Origin of the sequence: Mesorhizobium sp. C432A (assembly GCF_030323145.1) — a bacterium.
GTDB lineage: Bacteria > Pseudomonadota > Alphaproteobacteria > Rhizobiales > Rhizobiaceae > Mesorhizobium.
Genome location: NZ_CP100470.1, coordinates 3,043,558 through 3,058,067, shown reverse-complemented (window position 1 = coordinate 3,058,067; position 14,510 = coordinate 3,043,558). Strand labels below are relative to the sequence as shown.

Below are 14,510 nucleotides of genomic sequence, written 5' to 3'. Positions count from 1 at the left end.
TCACCTGCCCGCGGCGTGCCGGCCTGCGTTCCTGCCGGAGAAGATGCAGCTGCCGAGAAATGTCCCTTCCAGCGCATTGTAGCCGTGATAGCCGCCGCCACCGCCGCCGGCCACCTCGCCTGCCGCATAGAGCCCGGCAATGGGTTCGCCATTGCCGTCGAGAACCTGCGAATTGAGATTGGTGTGCAGGCCGCCAAGCGTTTTGCGCGTCAGGATGTTGAGGCGCACCGCGATCAGCGGCCCGTGCCTGGGATCGAGTATCTTGTGCGGCTTGGTCACCCGGAAGATCTTGTCGCCAATGTAGTTGCGGGCGCCGCGGACGGCTGTGACCTGCGCATCCTTGGTATAGGCATGGTCGACCTCGCGATCGCGCGCCACGATCTGCGCCTTGAGCCGGTCGTAGTCGAGCAGATTGTCGCCTGACAGCGCGTTCATGCCGGCGACCAAGTCGGCCAGGTTGTCGCGGACGACGAAGTCCTCGCCCTTTTCCAGGAACGCTGCCACCGATGGTGGCGCCTTGCCGCCGCGCCGGTTCTTCAGCACGGCCCGCCAATCCTTGGCCGTAAAGTCTAGGTTTTGCTCCGAACCCGACAGCACGAACTCCTTCGAAGCGATCGTCTTGCTCAGCACGAACCAGGAATAATCGTGTCCCGTCGACAGGATACGCTTCAAGGTGCCGAGCGAATCGAAGCTCGGGAAGAACGGCGCCTCCATGCGTTGTCCCAGAGCATCGAACCATAGCGGCGACGGCGCCGACAGGATGCGGATGCCGTGGTTCGGCCAGATCGGATTCCAGTTCTTGATCCCCTCGACATAGTGCCACATGCGGTCGGCGTTGATGACGGCCCCGCCGGCGTCCTGGGTGATCGCCACCATGCGGCCGTCGACATGGTGCGGCACGCCGGCAACCATACGCTTCGGCGCTGGCCCCAGCCGCCGGACCGGCCAGACCTTGCGAACCAACTCATGATTGCCGCCGATGCCGCCGGAGGTGACGATCACGACACCGGCCGAAAGGTCGAAATCGCCGACGGCCGTGCGGCTCGACTGCTTGCCGCGCTCGACATCGGATGCCTCCAGGATTTCGCCCGCGACGCCGGTGACCGCACCATTGGTCTTGATCAGCCGGCTGACCTGATGACGGAATTTCAAAGTGATCAGCCCTTTGGCGACGTGCTCGCGCACGCGCCTTTCGAACGGCGCGACCACCCCCGGCCCAGTGCCCCATGTCAGGTGGAAGCGCGGCACTGAATTGCCGTGGCCATTGGCCAGCGCGCCGCCGCGCTCGGCCCAGCCGACCACCGGCCACCAGCGCATGCCCATGGCGTAGAGCCACGGCCGCATCTCGCCGGCGGCGAAATCGACATAGGCTTCCGCCACTTTCCTTGGCCAATGGTCCTCGGGCCGGTCGAACTGGGCAGAGCCCAGCCAATCCTGCCAGGCGAGGTCGCGGCTGTCCTTGATGCGCAGGCGGCGTTGCTCGGGCGTGTTGACCAAAAACAGGCCGCCGAGCGACCAGAATGCCTGGCCGCCGAGAAAACCGCCACCCTCTTGCTCGACGATGATGACGCGCTTGCCGGCATCGCCGAGTTCCGCAGCTGCGGCCAGGCCGGCCAGCCCGCCGCCAACGATGATTGCGTCCGCGTCAGCCATTGTCGTAACTCCTGCCCCGGCTTTGTTTTTGATATCGGATGCTCATTGCTAGCCGCGCAGCGCGTTCCAGATGATGCGCGGCAGCTTCATGAGGCTCGGCCGGTAGTTGAAGTCGGTGATCAGGCGGCCGACCATGTGTGCCCTTTTGTGGGTCAGGAACCAGGCCGGCTTCGGCATGATGCGGAACGGCGCTTCGAGCACGCTGCGTTCCGGTTTGTCGAACAAATAGGTGTTATGGACGACGCCGATGCCGCTCTGCACATCGTCGAGCGTGTGGCCAGGGAAAGCACCCCAGGTCGGGCGCAGCAGCGCGAACAGAACGCCGCTCCAGGAATTGATGCCGATGCCGCCATAGCGCAGTTCGGCAATGATTTCCTCGAAGCGCTGCCGGCCGATCTCGGCGATCGTCCTGGGATGGATGAGGATGTTGGCGGCAAGCGTGCCGTGCAGCTTTTCATTGGCGTAGGCGACAGCGGCGCGCAGATAGGATTCCGCATTGCCCGCCGGCAGCCGCATGACGCTGAGCGCCGGCGCGAACACCTCGGCATTTTCGAGATAGGTATCCGTGCCCGGCCGGAACGGCACCACCACGCAGGCCGGCCCGCCGGGCCGCTCGAATTTCTGTACGCTGTCGGCATGCGCCTCGAAGGCGGCGAGGCGCTCGGTCGCGCCGGGATAATAGGCCGGGCGCGACGGGGCTTTCTGCATCACCTTTTCGAGGGCCGCCAGAAGCGCGTCGGATTTGTCCCAGCCTTCGGGCAGAACCAGCATCTGGCAGGCGATGCAGTTGAAGCCGGAATTGTTGAGCTTCTGGGTGGCGATCAGTTCGGCGTGGTAGGCGATATCGGCATCCGACCACGGACCGGGCACCACAATGGTCGGTGCCACGCCGCCAAGCTCAGAGGTGATACGCCGGCTGTTGCGCGGCGTGCCTGCCGCCTTGTTCTTGCGGCCCTCCTCGCCAGGCCCCCAGACGATCGCGTCATGCGAAGCGGCGGCACCGGTGATGTGGATGTCGTCGACGAGATCGTGGTTGCACAGATACGCGCCGACATCGGCGCCGCCGCGCACGATGCGCAGCGCACCGAATTCGATCAGCGGCCGCAGCGCCGGCCGCAGGAAATCGATCAGATAGTCGTTGACCGGGTTCATCTTGAGCAGAACCACCTGGTGCTCGACCAAAAGCTTGTGCAGGCAGTCGAGCGGCGCGATCGAGGCGACATTGCCGGCGCCGAGCACGAGGCCGATCTTGCCCTTGCGGCTGGTGCGCGGCGCGTCATAGGCCGATGCGGTGTTTGCGGCCAGGTTCGCCTTGGTCACGCCGGGCTGCATCCAGATCTCGGCCTTCAGCCCGGTGAACAACACCTTGTCCCAGAGCGAATTCGGAACCACCGTCACCGCCACCTGTCCGCTAGGCAAGGTGCGGACCGGCAGTCTGTCGAGGAACTTCTTGCCCTCCATCAGGCTGAGCGTGTGGATGAACTGGTTGCAGCCATCCATCAGCGCCGCCGGGCCAGCCAGCCATTCCTCACCTTCCAGCGGCGAGCCGGTCGGGATGCCCTTCTTGCGCGTCGCGGTTTTGACCCACGCCTCGGCGACCTCGCGGATGTGATCCTTGACCTGCCGCAGCAAGGCGATCCGCTCGCCATTCGAGGTCTGCGCCCAGTCGTCCTTCCTGGCGTCGAGATCGGTGAGCGCGAGGTCGAGTTCGGCTGCCCATTCAGGCTGCACGGGCTGGGTTTTGACTGCCTTGGCAACCATCCTATCCTCCTCCACTTCGATCTCTTTGTTTGACGCAATTCCTGTGGGAAAACCGCTTCACACTTTTCCTGGAATTGCTCTACGAAAACGGCAGTGCGGCCCATTGCTCGACGAATTTCCCGCCGGAATAGACCTGGATCGAACCGAACTGCTGTAGCACGAATTCGCTCTGCGTCGGACGCAGGAAGGCGTAGTCGTCAGGCCCGACATTGACGTTGTCGGGCAGCGCCATGAATTGCTGATTGGTCGAAAAGCCGAACGTCTTGTCGGTCTTCATCCCCACGGGATGGACGGGCTTCGCCATCCATTTTCCGCCATAGAGAAAACAGCCGCGCCGCGGCAACAGCCCGAGCTTCTGCAGCAGCCAGGAGCGCTGGTCGAGGCCCGGCGCCTGGACATCGACCACTTTCAGGATCGGCGTCGCGATGAATGCGGCAGGCCGCAATTGGCTGAGGCTCGGCACATCGAAATCGGTCGGCAGCATAAAAGCCGATCCGATGGACAATTCATTGGCGCCGACCCAGCTGTCATAGAGCAATGCGGTGCTGCTGCCGCCAAGATTGAGGATCTTGCGCTGGTCGGCGGCAAGGCAAGCGACATACTGGCGAAACAGGCTGATCGCCTTGACGCGCGCCTTGGCCGGTCCTCCCAGCAGTTTGGGGATATGGCCGATATGCGCCTCGTAGGCCATGACGCCTTCGCATTTCAGCCGCGGGTAATTCGCCAACGCGGAAACTGCCCGGGCCAGTGAGTCGGGATCGCTGATACCGCCGCGATGAAGGCCGACATCGACCTCGAAGCAGACGCGCAGCTCGCGGTCGAGCTCGGCGGCAAGCGAGCCATAGGCGGCCAGCCGCTCCTCGGTATCGATCAGCCAGACGATGCGCGACGTAGCTTCGCCGAGCCCGGCGAGAACGCCCTTCGTCAGCGCGTGCCTGGCGCCGGCAACCGGCATCGGCTTGCCCAACAGGAGATCGACTTGGGGAAACACTTTCAGCATCTCGGCGCTGATCGGCAGATGAAAGGTCATCAGCCTGTCGGTCGCAAACGCCGCGCGGATATGGTCGATCAGCGGCAGGCATGGCAGCGACTTGTCGACGAGGCGCAGATCGAGGCCCGTGGCGAACTTCGCCTTGATCGCAGCGATGTTGTGATCGAGCCGGTCGAGATCGAGCACCAGGCAAGGCTGAAAGATCCCGGCTGCCCTGAGCGCGCCCGACATTTCCGCGAAATAGGTGTCGGTCAGGCTCATGCCGCGACGCCGAGCAGCCTGGCAATATAGGGCGACACGAAGCGGTTGTCCGGGTCCATCTCGCGGCGGACCGCCATCGCATCGTTCCAGCGCGGATAGAGCGCGCTCAATTCCCTTGATGTCAGGCTGTGCATCTTGCCCCAATGCGGGCGGCCGCCGCGCCTCCTGAAGATCGGCTCGGCGGCGTTGAAGAACGCCATCGGATCGCGCTCGACGCCGTGATGGATGGCGATGGAACAGGTTGGGCGCTTGTAGAAGGGGCTGAGCCAGACATTGTCGGGCGCGACGACGCGCACCTCCATCGGAAAATAGACCTCTGGAAACCGCGTCTCGAGCAGCGCAATGATTTCGCTGAGTGCGGCCGCCCCTTCCTCGAACGGCAGGTGGTATTCCATCTCGTTGAACTTGACGTTGCGCTCGGAGGTGAAGACCTTCAGCCACTCCTCGATATAATCCTCGGCCGGCACCTTGGCGAAGGCCGAGCCGATGAGACGGCGGCGCAGCCAAGGGAGCCAGCTGAGATAGTCGCGCAGTTTTCTCAGCGTCGTCACCGCATCGTCGTCTTCCGTCGGCGGACGCACCGTCGCCGGCGCCTCGGTGATGTCGCTGGCAATCAGCAGCGCCTGGCCGGAAAACGGCACATAGTAGAACTCGGCCGAACGATGCGCCGTCATGGTGCTTTCGAATTGCGCAAGCACATCGGCAATCGGCGCCGTCCAGCGGCGGTGCCGCATCCGGTAACTCGCCACGTTGCGGATCGTCACTTCGGTGACGGCGCCGAAAGCGCCGAGCGAAGCGCCCATGGCTTCGATCATGTCGGGGCTCTTGGCACGGTCGAACTCTTTCACGGCGCCACGCCCGTCGACGATCTGCATCGCCTCGAGCTGGGTATGGTAAGCGCCGAGCGTGATGCCCGAGCCGTGGGTGGCGGTGCCCAGCGCCCCGCCGAACGCCTGCTTGTCGATGTCGCCCATGTTCGGCAGCGCCTGGCCGACGCCGTGCAACAGCTTTGCCAGCGCGCCGATCTTGGTGCCGGCGCCGACCCGCGCCGTCAGTTTTTCGGGATCGTGCGACCTCAGGCCCTCGAAGCGGTCGAGCGACAGGATGGTGCCGTCATTCTTGACCAGCGGCGTAAAGGAATGGCCCGTGCCGACAAATCGAACTGGTCCCGGCGCGTTGCGAATGGCACCACTCAGCTCATCGAGACTCTGCGGTTCGGCAAAAGCCTGCGGCGTGGCCGTGACATAGCCCGACCAATTGCTCCACTGGCTGATAGCCTCTCCCACGATGCCTCCCTGGGGCGCCGGCTTTGCCGGTCTTTCTCCTAGCGCTAGATAATATGATACATAGTCAGCTTTTCCGGATATGATACATTGTCAGCTTTCTGTCAACCTGGCAATCGGAGGTGTCTTGCGTCCGCGCCGGCCGCATTATCTACAGCGACGCACGCTGAGCCGGCGTCGGCATTGAACGCAGTCGTTGCCCCTTCAAGCCAGCCCAAACGTTTCCACGGCCCGCATGATGCCGCGCAATTCGGCCAAGCCCTTCAGGCGGCCGATCAGCGAGTAGCCGGGATTGATCCTTGTCTTGCCGATATCGTCGGCGAGCAGGTGGCCATGGTCCGGCCGCATCGGGATTTGCCAGTCGGCGCGGCCCTCCTTGCGGCGGCGCGCCTCCTCCTGCATCAGCGCCAGGATGACATGCGCCATGTCGGTGCCGCCTTCGAGATGCTCGGCCTCGTAGAACGAGCCGTCATCCTCGATGGTGATGTTGCGCAAATGGGCGAAGTGGATGCGGTCGGCGAATTCCTTGACCATGGCGACGATGTCGTTGTCGGCGCGCGTGCCGTAGGACCCGGTGCAGAACGTCAGCCCATTGGCCTGGCTGTCGACGGCATTGAGAATGAAACGCGCATCCTCGGCGGTCGAAACGACTCGCGGCAGGCCGTAGAGCGAAAACGGCGGATCGTCGGGGTGGATACACATGCGCACCCCCTCCTCTTCCGCCACCGGAATGATCTCGCGCAGGAACCACGCGAGGTTGTCGCGCAACTCCTTCGGCCCGATCCCGTCATAGTCCGCAAGCGCCTCGCGAAAACTGTCGCGGTCATACTTGCGCTCTGTAGCCGGCAGGCCGGCGATCAGATTGCGCTCGATCTGGTCGATCTTCTCGGGCGGCAATTCCTTCAGCCGCGCTTCCGCCTGCGCAATACGCGCCGGCGTGTAGCTGTCAGCTCCGTTCTTGCGCTTCAGCACGAACAGATCGTAGGCGGCGAAATCAACGGCATCAAAACGCAGGGCGTAGCCTGTCGTCGGCAGACGGCAGGCTAGATCGGTGCGGGTCCAGTCCACCACCGGCATGAAATTGTAGCAGATCGTGGCGATGCCGGCCTTGGCCAGCGCGCGGATCGAATCGCGGTAATAGCCGGCATAGCGCTCGCGTTCCTGCGCGCCGATCTTGAAGGAATTGTGGACCGGAATGCTCTCGACGACCGACCAGGTCAGTCCTGCTTCCTGGATAATGCGCTTGCGCTCCAGCACTTCGGCCTCAGGCCACGCCCGGCCGTCATAGATATGGTGGAGCGCCGAGACCACGCCGGTGGCGCCCGCCTGCTTGACATGATCGAGCGTCACCGGATCATCGGGCCCATACCAGCGCCAGCATTGTTCCATTTTCGGCTTTCCTTCTGCGAGAGGTTGGCAACTTATTGTTGGACCTCGATGGGAGTCGATAGAAAATGGAAGAGTTTTTAGAAATGATGGATTTCGACGGCAAGGTCGCCCTGGTGACGGGGACGACCGGCATTGGCCTGGCAACCGCCAGACGCCTTGCGGCCGGTGGCGCCGCAATCATCGCCTGCGGCATCGACCGCAGCGCCAATGCGGCGATGAAAGCGCAACTGGAAAGCGCTGGAGCTGCGGTGCTGGTCATCGAAACCGATGTGTCCATCTCCGACCAGGTGCGCGACGCGGTGGCGGCTGGCGTCGCAAGGTTCGGCGGCCTTGATGTCATCGTCAATTCAGCCGCCGTCCATCCCTATGGCACGGCGACGACCACCGACTGGGAAACCTGGAACCGAACGATGACGGTCAATGTCGGCTCGATCTACCTGACCGCGCATTTCGGCATTCCGGAAATGATCAAGCGCGGAGGCGGCGCCATCGTCAACGTCGCCTCGGTGCAGGGCTTTGCCTGCCAGCAGAACGTCGCCGCCTATGCCACGACCAAGGGCGCCATCCACACGCTGACGCGCTCGCTGGCGCTCGACTACGCGGCATCAGGCATCCGCGTCAATTCGGTCAGCCCGGGCTCGATCCGCACGCCGATCCTGGAGAAGGCTGCGCGCGGTGACGGCGGCAGCGATGCCGATGTCGAAGAGGCCTACAAGCGCTTCGGCGCGGCGCATCCGCTCGGCCGTATCGGTGAACCGGAGGAAGTGGCGGAACTCATCGCCTTCCTGTGCTCGTCGAAGGCCGGTTTCTGCACCGGCGCGGACTACAGGATCGATGGCGGCCTGACGGCAGGTATTGGCGTGAAGTAGCGCTATCATGGCGTTCTGCGCGCTTGCAGGCAATCGGTGTCCGACCGCGCTACAGCTTCCACATCCGCTTGGCATTGCCCGACAGCAGTTTCGTTCTCTCCTCAGGACTTGCTCCAGCGATCAACGCATGCGTCGCCGCCACCCAGGTCGCAAGGCCACCGCCAAGCGTGCACACCGGCCAGTCGCTGCCCCACACGACGCGGTCCCAGCCGAAGCAGCCGATCGTGTGCTCGACATAGGGGCGCAAGGTCTCGACTGTCCATGAGCCGGCATCGGCATAGGCGACGACGCCGGAGATCTTGCCGATGACATTGGGACGCCGCGCGATCTCACTCATATGCTCGCGCCACGGATGTTCCGCACTGGCCTTGATGTCGGGCACGCCGCAATGGTCGAGCACGAACTGCACATCCGGCGCCAGATCGGCGAGCGCAACCGCCCTTGGAATCTGATGCGGCAGGACGACGAAGTCGAAGGTCAGGCCTGTGCCGGCAAGCCGCTTGATGTTTTCGCGAAACAGCGCGCTGTCCGAAAGCTCGTCCGGCATGACATGCAGCACGCGGCGGAACCCCTTGACGAAGGGATCGGCTTGCTGGCGCTCGAGATAGGCGGCGAAGCCGGCCTCCTCCGGACGGCAGGAGGCGATCGCCCCGCGCAACAGCGTGCCCTTTTCCAGCGACTGCGCCTTCACATGGCTGGTCTCGGCCTGGATGTCGGCTTCATCGACGTCGACCTCCATATGCAGCGCGGCCTCGATGCCGGCGCGGCGGGCCTGGATCGCATATTCTGCGTGCGGGAAATCGCGGTTGAGCGCCGGCTCGCGGCTGAGCCAGGGATAGCGCAGCGCCGACAGGTCGATCAGGTGCAGATGAGTGTCGATGATCATGGCTGTCCTCCTCGGTGATTTCAGATCATCGCCAAATGCCTAAACCCAGCGCATGGACATACTCTGGCTCAGCCCCGCTTCGGGATCTCTTTGTCCTCGAGCAGCAGCGTCAGCCCCATGGCCACGAAATAGAGCGCCGCCACCCAGATGAACATCACGTTGAAGCCACTGGAGTAATGGTCGAGCACCACTTCGCGGATCGCGCCCGGCAGGCTCGATGCGAGGTGCGGCGTCAACCCGTTCAGGCCACCCGGCAGCAGGGCGGCGGCGTCTGCAGGAAGCTCGGCTGTCTGCCGGTTCAGCGCCCAGATCATCACCGCGCCGTTCAGCGCCAGTCCGAGCGATGCTCCGAGCGTCCGCGCCTGGGTGATCAGCGATGTCACCGCGCCGATATCCTGCAGCGGTGCTGCCGCCTGGATCGCCACGATCAGCACCTGGAACTGCAGACCCATGCTGATGCCGAACACTGCCATCATCGTCGCCAGCACCCAGATCGACGTGTGCTGGTTGGTGAGGACGAAGCCCAGCATCAGAAACCCGCCAATACCCATGGCGACCACCGGCATCCATTTGTAGCGGCCGGTTGCCGCGATCACCCGCCCGGCCACGATCGAGATGACCATCGATGTCAGCGACGCCGGCAGGAACAGGAAGCCGACTTCGGCCGGGCTGAGACCCGTCAGCGTCTGCATGTAGAGGGCGAAATAGAAGAACATGCCCAGCGTCACCGTTCCGGCGACCAGCGACACGCCCGAGACGATGCTGACCGTCGAATTGCCGAACAGCCGCAGAGGTACGATCGGCTCTTCGGCCCGCCGCTCGACCATGACGAACAAGGTGATGGCGCCTAGTGCCAGCAGCGGCAGCGCGAAGGTGATGAGGTCCGGTCCGCTGGGGTCGAGCACGTGGTAGCCCCAATAAACAATCGCCGTCGTGCCGGTGGCGAGCAGCGCGCCGCCGAGATAGTCGATGCGGTGCCGTTTTTCGTTGAACCGGCTGCGCATGGCGAAGGCCAGCACAGCCAGCACGATGATCCCTATCGGCAGATTGACCAGGAACACCCAGCGCCAGCCGAACAGGCCGGTGATGTAGCCGCCGGCCAACGGGCCGAGCACTGATGACAGCGCGAACACCGCCGAACTGTAGCCCTGGTATTTCGCGCGGTCGCGCGGCGAAAACAGTTCGCCGATCATGGCGAAGGCCGAGACCATCAAGCCGCCACCGCCGATGCCCTGCAGCACGCGCGCGGCGATCAGGCTCTCCATCGACCAAGCCATGCCGCAGACCAGCGAGCCCACCAGGAACAAGCCGATCGCCGTCAGCACGACATTCTTGCGGCCATACATGTCGCCAAGCTTGCCGTAGAATGGCGAGACCGCGGCGGTCGAGAGCAGGTAGGCGGCACCGACCCAGCCAAACAAATGCAGATTGCCGAGTTCGCCGGCAATGGTGGGCAAGGCGGTGACGACGATCTGCATGTCGATGGTGGCCATGAACATGGCGACCAACGCGCCGAAATAGACGATCAAGGTCGTAAGGTCGGGCCTGGCTTGGGCCTCCACGGGCCGCGCATCCGGCAGCGTCTGCTCGACAGTCATCGGTGTCTCCGTAACTTGGGGCGCGATTTATGTGCCCGCAACCAGGAGGTGTCAACCAGATATGTGCGCGTAGCATATAATTGACATCTACATATAATCTTGCTAACGCGCTATGGGATGAGCAGCAACGCATCCGGCAGTCCGGACCGATTTCCAGCCCTGTTCCAGACGCGCGGCGACCGGGATCTCGCCGATCTGGCGCGCGGCAGCGGCCTGTCCGAACCGGCGGCCGAGGCCGTGGCCGCCATCGATGCGGTAATGAGCAAGGTGCGTCGCTCTATCCAGCGCCGCAACTTCGGCCGCATGATCCTGGCGCGCGTAGACCCTTCGCTGGAAGTGAGCCATCTCGATGCGATCGGCGCCATCGCGAACAATCCGGTTTTCAGCGATAACCAGCAGGACGAGGTGACGGTTGGCGTCATCGCCGAGCGCCTCGAGATCGACCCGTCGCGCGCCAGCCGCATCTCTGCCGACCTCGTCGAGCGCGGCTATGCGTGCCGTGTCGCATCGCAACGCGATGCCCGGCGCATCTGCCTCAAACTCACCGCCAAGGGCGAGCGCTTGGTGGCGGCGGTGCGCCAGACCAAATGGCGGATTTTCGCCGGCTCACTGGCACAATGGGATGAGCAGGACCTGGTAACGTTCGCCACCTTGCTGGAACGCTTCGCCGGTTGGACCATGGACGAAACCGGGATGAAAAGATCTGCCGACGCCGTCAAGCAGTTGATGGACGAGATGCTGCCCGAAACGAAATAGGCGGCACCGCGTGGACGCTAACCCATGTATGCGAGCCCTTCGATAGCCCTTGCCGCTCAGGTCGCGTCGGATCGTTATCGGTCGAAGAAACCGGCGTCCTCTTCCGCAAGGTACTTCTTCGCTGCTTCGGCATCGATGTCGACACCCAGTCCCGGCGCTTCGAGCAGGTCGATCATGGAGTCCTTCACGATCTGCCCCTTGGGCAGGCCGATGACGATGTCCTCCCACCACGGGTCGGAGGCGCTGGGATATTCGAAGGCGATGTAGTTGGCCGGCAGCGTGGCGCAGACATTGATCAGCGCGCCGAGGCCCAGCAGACCGTTCGCCGTGCCGTGCGGCGCCATCATGATGGAGTGCATATAGGCATGCTCGGCCACCCATTTGAGCTCGGCGATGCCGCCGATATCGGCGGGGTCCGGACCGATGACACGGACCGCCTGGGTCTCGATCAGTTCCTTGAAGTTATGGCGCAGGTAGATCTGCTCGCCGGTGTGGATGGGGGTGGACGTCGATGTCGTGAGTTCGCGGTAGGCCTGCGGATTGACCCATGGCACGTAGTCGCCGGTCAGCATGTCCTCCAGCCACATCAGATTGTATTTTTCCACCGCCTGAGCGAAGCGGATGGCGTCCGGCAGGAACCACCCGGGGCCGCAATCCAACGCCAGCGAGACCTTGTCGCCGAGCACATCCTTCATGGCGATGACGCATTCGATCATATGCGCCATGCCGCGCTCGCTGATCTGCCCCTGGTCCATCGCGCCGTGATAGGTCGGCGGCTGACGCACGCCGTAGTGGAAGTCGGGGACGCTGGTCTTCATGTTGGAATGAAAGCTGATGCCTTGCTTGACCATGAAGAAACCTTCCGGCCGCTCCATCATCCATTTGACGTCGGCCGCGTAATCCTCCGGCCTGTCGCCGGTGCGCTTCTTGCGGATGGAACCGTTATAGACCCGCACCTTGTCGCGCACCTTGCCGCCGAGCAGCTTGTAGACCGGAACGCCTGCCGCCTTGCCGGCGATGTCCCACAGAGCATGCTCGATAGCGCTGACGGCGGCGCCGTAGGGCTTGAACGAGCCGCGCTGGCGGATTTTCAACATCACGCGTTCGACATCGGTCGGGTCCTCGCCGATCAGCGCGTCGCGGAAATGCAGCACCCAGGGTTTCAGATAAGGCTTGGTGTACTCGACCTCGCCGAGGCCATGGAGGCCTTCGTCGGTGACGATGCGCACGATGGGGTGCCTGCCGATGACGGCGCACCTGAGATCGGTGATCTTCATGATGTCCTCTATTTCACCGACGAGAAGGCGGTTGGCGCGAGAAACTGGCTGGAAATATTGGCTAGGATCGGGCCATCGCGCTCGGACTCGTCGCGGGCCTTGAGCCATGCCGGATCGGTGGTGAAGGCCTTCCATCTCACTTCGCGCTCGGCAAGGGATTCCCAGGCGACGAAATAGATCAGTCGATTGCTGTTTTCGCCGACCACCGTGGTGAAGAACCCGGCCTGGCGGATGCCGTGTCTATCCCACAGCGCCAAGGTATGGTCGTTGAAACGCTTGAGCAGCGCCGGCAGCCGGCCCGGCACGCAGTCGTAAATGCGAAGTTCGTAGATCATGGTCCATCCTTCTGTTCACCTCTCCCTCCGAGGAGAGAAGTGTAGAGTCAGCTCCAGGTGCGGTCCCAGGAGTATTCGTCGTCCCAGTGATCGGTCGGTTGCCAGATGCCGGTGACGCCGGGCTGCAGGTGCTGGCTGATCACTTCGTCGACGATGTCGTCGATGCCCAGACCAGGCTTGTCGGGCACGGTGATGAAGCCGTCCTTGACCAGCGGCTTGGGCAGGCCGGTGACGATATCGTCCCACCAGTCGACTTCGACGCTGTGATATTCGAGCGCCATGAAGTTTTCCGTCGCCACCGCGACATGCGCGGCGGCCATTGCCGCGATCGGGCTTTCCGCCATGTGAATGGCCATGGCGACGCCATGCTCCTGCGCCGCGTCGCCGATCTTCTTGGTCTCGAGAATGCCGCCGGTGGTCAGCAGATCCGGATGGATGACCGAGATGCCGGCGTTGAGCAGCGGCTCGAAGCCTTCCTTGAGGTAGATGTCCTCACCCGTGCAGATCGGCACCGAGGTCGCCTGCTGCAACTGCCGATACTGCTCGGTGTACTGCCAGGGGATCACGTCCTCGAGCCAGGCCGGTGCGTATTTCTCGATCCGCCGGGCCAGACGGATGCCGTCCTGCAGCGAGATGTGGCCGACATGATCGATGGCGAGCGGAACCTCGTAGCCGATCACCTCGCGGACCTCGTGGATATATTGGTCGAGCAGGTCGATGCCCTTTTCGGTGAAGTGGAGGCCGGTGAAGGGATGCGGCACGTTTTGCGCGTCATAGGCGGCATTACGCGCCCGGCGCTCGTCCAGCGTGCGTGCCGGACCGCGCGCGGCATGGCTGCGGAAACCGTCGAGCACGCCGGCCGGCGCCACCACTGCGCCCGATATGTGCGAAATCTGCGCCAGACCGAGATCCATCTTGAGGAAGGTGAAACCGAGATCCATCCGCGCCTTGAGCCGCTTTCCGGTCTCGGTGCCGCTGGGCTTGTCCGCGTCGGTGTCGCAATAGACACGCACCTTGTCGCGAAACCGTCCTCCCAGCATCTGGTAGATCGGCACGCCATACGCCTTGCCGGCGAGGTCCCAAAGCGCGATCTCGATTGCCGAGACACCGCCACCTTGCCGCCCATGGCCGCCAAATTGTTTGATGCGGCGGAACAGCCGGTCGACGTCGCAAGGGTTCTCGCCCAGCAACCGGCTCTTCAGCATCAGCGCATAGGTCGCGCTGGCGCCGTCGCGCACTTCGCCCAGGCCGACAATGCCCTGGTTGGTGTAGATCTTGACCAGGGCGGAGGTGAACGGCGCGCCGACGATCTCGGCAACGCGCAGGTCGGTGATGCGCAGGTCGCTCGGCCTGGAGTTCGTATTTACCCGATTGAGCGCCTCGCCGGCGCTACCCGTCTTTGCCATGGCTTATCCTCGTTCTGATTGGTGGCGCCCCGCACCTCCGGCCTG

General features: G+C 63.5%; 12 protein-coding genes. 2 read left to right on the top strand and 10 right to left on the bottom strand.

Annotated features, from left to right (window positions below):
- The 5 genes from NLY33_RS14800 to uxuA all read right to left on the bottom strand — a co-directional run bounded on the left by NLY33_RS14800 (nucleotide 1) and on the right by uxuA (nucleotide 7,338).
- A complete protein-coding gene (locus NLY33_RS14800; RefSeq protein WP_023691361.1) occupies nucleotides 1-1,653 on the bottom strand; it encodes an FAD-binding dehydrogenase in 1,653 nt (550 codons plus the stop codon).
- Between the two features lie 48 nt (nucleotides 1,654-1,701).
- Nucleotides 1,702-3,414 carry an aldehyde dehydrogenase family protein gene (locus NLY33_RS14795; protein ID WP_023707703.1) on the bottom strand — a complete coding sequence of 571 codons (1,713 nt, stop codon included), beginning with the start codon at nucleotides 3,412-3,414 and terminating at the stop codon, nucleotides 1,702-1,704.
- 79 nt (nucleotides 3,415-3,493) lie between these two features.
- On the bottom strand, nucleotides 3,494-4,666 hold the full coding sequence (locus tag NLY33_RS14790) for an alanine racemase (RefSeq protein ID WP_031195786.1): 1,173 nt from the start codon (nucleotides 4,664-4,666) through the stop codon (nucleotides 3,494-3,496).
- Complete coding sequence (locus NLY33_RS14785; protein ID WP_023704655.1) at nucleotides 4,663-5,952, bottom strand: D-arabinono-1,4-lactone oxidase; 1,290 nt, start codon at nucleotides 5,950-5,952, stop codon at nucleotides 4,663-4,665. The genes NLY33_RS14790 and NLY33_RS14785 overlap by 4 nt, the downstream gene beginning before the upstream one ends.
- A gap of 201 nt (nucleotides 5,953-6,153) precedes the next feature.
- A complete protein-coding gene (gene uxuA, locus NLY33_RS14780) occupies nucleotides 6,154-7,338 on the bottom strand; it encodes a mannonate dehydratase (RefSeq protein ID WP_023704654.1) in 1,185 nt (394 codons plus the stop codon).
- Nucleotides 7,339-7,421: 83 nt separating this feature from the next.
- On the opposite strand from uxuA, the gene NLY33_RS14775 reads away from it, so the two are divergent.
- Nucleotides 7,422-8,207, top strand: a complete 786-nt coding sequence (locus tag NLY33_RS14775; RefSeq protein ID WP_023681201.1) for an SDR family NAD(P)-dependent oxidoreductase — start codon at nucleotides 7,422-7,424, stop codon at nucleotides 8,205-8,207.
- Between the two features lie 49 nt (nucleotides 8,208-8,256).
- Here NLY33_RS14775 and NLY33_RS14770 read toward each other — a convergent pair whose 3' ends face one another.
- Nucleotides 8,257-9,093, bottom strand: coding sequence for an amidohydrolase family protein (locus NLY33_RS14770; RefSeq protein WP_023681200.1), 837 nt, complete (start codon nucleotides 9,091-9,093; stop codon nucleotides 8,257-8,259).
- 68 nt (nucleotides 9,094-9,161) lie between these two features.
- A complete protein-coding gene (locus tag NLY33_RS14765) occupies nucleotides 9,162-10,691 on the bottom strand; it encodes an MDR family MFS transporter (protein ID WP_050587667.1) in 1,530 nt (509 codons plus the stop codon).
- 117 nt (nucleotides 10,692-10,808) lie between these two features.
- Between NLY33_RS14765 and NLY33_RS14760 the strand changes: the two genes are divergently transcribed.
- On the top strand, nucleotides 10,809-11,447 hold the full coding sequence (locus NLY33_RS14760) for a MarR family winged helix-turn-helix transcriptional regulator (protein ID WP_023704652.1): 639 nt from the start codon (nucleotides 10,809-10,811) through the stop codon (nucleotides 11,445-11,447).
- Nucleotides 11,448-11,521: 74 nt separating this feature from the next.
- On the opposite strand, the gene NLY33_RS14755 is transcribed toward NLY33_RS14760, so the two are convergent.
- From NLY33_RS14755 to NLY33_RS14745, 3 genes are read right to left on the bottom strand one after another with little or no spacing between them, the layout of a single operon-like run.
- Nucleotides 11,522-12,724, bottom strand: a complete 1,203-nt coding sequence (locus tag NLY33_RS14755) for a mandelate racemase/muconate lactonizing enzyme family protein (RefSeq protein WP_023704651.1) — start codon at nucleotides 12,722-12,724, stop codon at nucleotides 11,522-11,524.
- A gap of 8 nt (nucleotides 12,725-12,732) precedes the next feature.
- A complete protein-coding gene (locus NLY33_RS14750; protein ID WP_023704650.1) occupies nucleotides 12,733-13,059 on the bottom strand; it encodes an NIPSNAP family protein in 327 nt (108 codons plus the stop codon).
- 47 nt (nucleotides 13,060-13,106) lie between these two features.
- On the bottom strand, nucleotides 13,107-14,465 hold the full coding sequence (locus NLY33_RS14745) for a mandelate racemase/muconate lactonizing enzyme family protein (protein WP_023704649.1): 1,359 nt from the start codon (nucleotides 14,463-14,465) through the stop codon (nucleotides 13,107-13,109).
- Nucleotides 14,466-14,510: the final 45 nt, after the last annotated feature.

Excerpts from the sequence above, each read along its gene's own strand:
- NLY33_RS14775 (WP_023681201.1), top strand. The coding sequence starts at position 7,422 with ATGATGGATTTCGACGGCAAGGTCGCCCTGGTGACGGGGACGACCGGC.
- NLY33_RS14765 (WP_050587667.1), bottom strand. The coding sequence starts at position 10,691 with ATGACTGTCGAGCAGACGCTGCCGGATGCGCGGCCCGTGGAGGCCCAA.
- NLY33_RS14790 (WP_031195786.1), bottom strand. The coding sequence starts at position 4,666 with ATGAGCCTGACCGACACCTATTTCGCGGAAATGTCGGGCGCGCTCAGG.
- NLY33_RS14770 (WP_023681200.1), bottom strand. The coding sequence starts at position 9,093 with ATGATCATCGACACTCATCTGCACCTGATCGACCTGTCGGCGCTGCGC.
- NLY33_RS14750 (WP_023704650.1), bottom strand. The coding sequence starts at position 13,059 with ATGATCTACGAACTTCGCATTTACGACTGCGTGCCGGGCCGGCTGCCG.
- NLY33_RS14800 (WP_023691361.1), bottom strand. The coding sequence starts at position 1,653 with ATGGCTGACGCGGACGCAATCATCGTTGGCGGCGGGCTGGCCGGCCTG.
- NLY33_RS14745 (WP_023704649.1), bottom strand. The coding sequence starts at position 14,465 with ATGGCAAAGACGGGTAGCGCCGGCGAGGCGCTCAATCGGGTAAATACG.
- NLY33_RS14795 (WP_023707703.1), bottom strand. The coding sequence starts at position 3,414 with ATGGTTGCCAAGGCAGTCAAAACCCAGCCCGTGCAGCCTGAATGGGCA.
- NLY33_RS14755 (WP_023704651.1), bottom strand. The coding sequence starts at position 12,724 with ATGAAGATCACCGATCTCAGGTGCGCCGTCATCGGCAGGCACCCCATC.
- uxuA (WP_023704654.1), bottom strand. The coding sequence starts at position 7,338 with ATGGAACAATGCTGGCGCTGGTATGGGCCCGATGATCCGGTGACGCTC.
- NLY33_RS14760 (WP_023704652.1), top strand. The coding sequence starts at position 10,809 with ATGAGCAGCAACGCATCCGGCAGTCCGGACCGATTTCCAGCCCTGTTC.